Source organism: Bacillus sp. GMs2/2, assembly GCF_050172095.1.
In the GTDB taxonomy this organism is placed as follows: Bacteria; Bacillota; Bacilli; order Bacillales; family Bacillaceae_G; genus Bacillus_A; species Bacillus_A cereus.
Genome location: NZ_JBNLYE010000417.1, coordinates 1 through 3,191 on the forward strand (window position 1 = coordinate 1; position 3,191 = coordinate 3,191).

Genomic DNA, 3,191 nt, shown 5'->3' on the forward strand with positions numbered 1-3,191 from the left:
ATTTTAAATGGCTATATACTTATTCAGTTCGATACAGATAAACTAAATTGTTTGTTAGTAAATGTGTCAAAGAAAGAAAAAAGGGATATTACAAAAGCTGAAATTGAATACAATATTGTGGGTCCGCAAATCGCATTTGTCGAAGATTTAGATGTAAATTTAAATTTAGTACGTAGAAAGCTTCCAACACCGTATTTACAAATGAAAGAATTGAAAGTAGGATCTCTCTCTAACACAACTGTTGCGATTGTATTTATTGAGGGGATTGTAAATGATCAAAATCTACAAGAAATTATAAAAAGGGTAAGTCAAATAAAAACAGACCATGTTTTGGATAGTACTTATTTGATGCAGTTAATTGCAGACAACCCAAATTCTATATTCCCTCAATTTTTGAATACAGAACGTCCAGACCGTGTAGCAGCTGTATTGGCAGAAGGGAAAATTGCACTTTTTGTAGATGGCTCGCCTTATGCCATCACTCTTCCAACAACATTAATTGACTTTTTTTCTACGACAGAAGATTACACCATGCCTTGGATTATTGCCTCTTTTTTTCGTCTATTAAGGCTTTTTGCTTTTATGTTTTCTGTCTTAACGACTCCATTATATGTTGCAATCTTAACATATCATTACGAGCTTATTCCAAAAGAACTTCTTGAAACGTTAATCATATCGAGAAGTAAAGTACCTTTTCCTCCATTAATTGAAGCACTTTTTTTAGAAATAACAATTGAATTACTGAGAGAAGCGGGGGCACGTTTACCAACTAAAGTGGGTTTAACTGTCGGTATAGTAGGTGGTATTGTGATTGGACAAGCATCGGTAGAAGCAAGTCTTACAAGTAACGTACTTATTATCATTGTTGCACTTTCAGCTCTTAGTTCATTTACAGCACCAATATATCGTATTGGTAATACAATTCGAGTAATTCGTTTTCCTTTTATAATATCTGCACACCTATTGGGCTTATTAGGAATTGTTTTAACAAGCTCTTTGCTTTTAGCACGCTTATTACGTACAGAATCATTAAGACGTCCTTATTTGTTTCCTTTTTATCCTACACGCCCTACAGATTGGAAAGACAGTATTATACGTATGCCGATCTCAGCGATGTTTCGACGTCCTATTTTTTCAAGGTCTAAACAGCGTTTTCGCTTTAATCCAGAAGAGGTAGAGAAAAATAAAATACTATCAAGAAATGATTTCGATGATTGAATTTAACAGGGAGGAGCATTATGAAACAGATCCCAATTGAGTATCAAGTCTCTCCATATATGGTATTTTTTTTAATTATTACTATACAGATGGGAGTTGGTATGCTTGGTTTTGAAAGGATTAGTGCAAAATTAGTTGGAAATGATGCGTGGATTAGCACGCTACTTTTTGGAATATCTGTTAATGTTATGATTTGGATCATATATCAGATTTTAAATCAGGGTAATGGAGACATCATTGCAATCAATCAAAACGTACTTGGAAAATGGATTGGTGGATTGCTCAACTTCATTTTTTTATCCTATATTGTATTGTTAGGTGCAACAACACTACATACTTATATCGAAGTAGTACATGTTTGGATGTTTCCTTCAATTTCATCTTGGGTTATAGCGGGGGCTTTTTTGGGTCTATGTTATTACATTGTTACTGGAGGATTTCGTGTAGTTGCCGGAATCGGCTTCTTTGGAATCGTTATCCCAAGCATTCTAATCTTCACATTTTTTTATCCTTTGCAGTATGCAGATTTCCGGAATTTATTTCCAATTGCACAGCATTCATTCCTAGAAATTATGAAAGGAATGAAAGGAAATATGTTTAGTTTTTTTGGATTTGAAATGTTATTGCTGTACTATCCATTTATTAAAAAGGCAAAAACGTCTCAAAAATATGCGCACTATGCAAATTTAGTAACGACTATTGTCTACACATACCTTATGATTTTAACTCTTGCATTTTTTAGTGAAAAACAACTAGCGAGTGCGATATGGGCATATTTAAGCATGATTAAAATTATACAATTTCCCTTTATAGAGCGGTTTGAATACATTATTGTTTCTGTTTGGGCTTTTTTTATATTACCCAATGTTTCCTTTACATTATGGGGAGTAAGTCGTGGTATAAAAGAGGCACTGGGAATAAAGCAAAAATATGTTTTGCCAGTTATCATCCTATTCATCTTTGTTTTATCATTTTTCTTGAATAATCGTAATAAAATTAACTTATTAAATACTTGGACAGGTCAAATTGGCTTTGTATATATATATGTATACCTACCTGTACTATGGCTAATTCAAACGGCCAAAATAAAGTTAAGGAGATAAACATGAAGCGATGGATACTTTTCCTTATATTAAGTGTCTTCTTAATAGGTTGTGCTAAAACGAAAATTGTGGATGACATTGACTTAGTTCAAGTTGCGGCATATGATACCGAAGCAGAAGGTAAGCTAAAAGGAACCTTTGCGATTTCAGCTTATAAAGGAGGCGGGGAAGGTGAAACAAAAATCTATTCAGCATCAGGCCAGACTGGTAGAGAAGTTCTTGCAAGAGCATCCGAAAAATCTTCTGGGCCTCTAGAGTTGGGGCAATTGCGTGTTATTATATTTAATGAAAAAATAATTGAAAAGGGAATGCAGGAAATTTTAGAGACTTTGAACCGAAATCCTAGTGTAGGAAATGCAATTTATTTAGCAATTACAAATGTAAAAGGGGAATCACTATTAAAGGGGAACTATTCTAAAGAAAAAGAAATTGCTTCCTATCTATCCTCTTTACTGGAGCAAAATATGGACAATGGAACGCAGCCCAAAACAAATTTTTTTATGTTTTTAAACCAACTTAATGATGATGCGAGAGATTCCTATTTACCGATAATATCTAAAAAAGGTAACGTGTTGGAGTTAGATGGAATAGCACTTTTTAAAAGATGTAAAATGGTTGATAAAGTGAACCCTAAAGATTTATTTGTATTTAAATTGTTGACAGATAATTTTAAACAAGGTACATACCAATTCAAACTACCTGGTTCTTCAAATACTTACGCTACGATAGAGAATATAAAAGCTAGAACAAAATATAAGATGGAGGGGAATAGTAAGCATCCATTCGTAAATGCTCATATTCAAGTTAAAGCTGAAATTCAAGAATTTACAAAAACAAAAAATCTAGATAATCCTAAAGAAATAAAAAAAT

The 3,191-nt window shown here is 33.1% G+C and carries 3 protein-coding genes; all 3 read left to right on the forward strand.

Features of this window, described 5'->3' with window-relative positions:
• Positions 1 to 1,218, forward strand: a 1,218-nt coding sequence (locus ACQGS6_RS25345) for a spore germination protein (RefSeq protein WP_426965797.1), incomplete at its 5' end; no start/stop codon positions are given.
• A 20-nt stretch (positions 1,219 to 1,238) separates the two neighbouring features.
• On the forward strand, positions 1,239 to 2,321 hold the full coding sequence (locus tag ACQGS6_RS25350) for a GerAB/ArcD/ProY family transporter (protein WP_242784892.1): 1,083 nt from the start codon (positions 1,239 to 1,241) through the stop codon (positions 2,319 to 2,321).
• A gap of 2 nt (positions 2,322 to 2,323) precedes the next feature.
• Positions 2,324 to 3,191: Ger(x)C family spore germination protein (locus tag ACQGS6_RS25355; protein ID WP_426965798.1), on the forward strand; the 868-nt coding region annotated here is incomplete at its 3' end.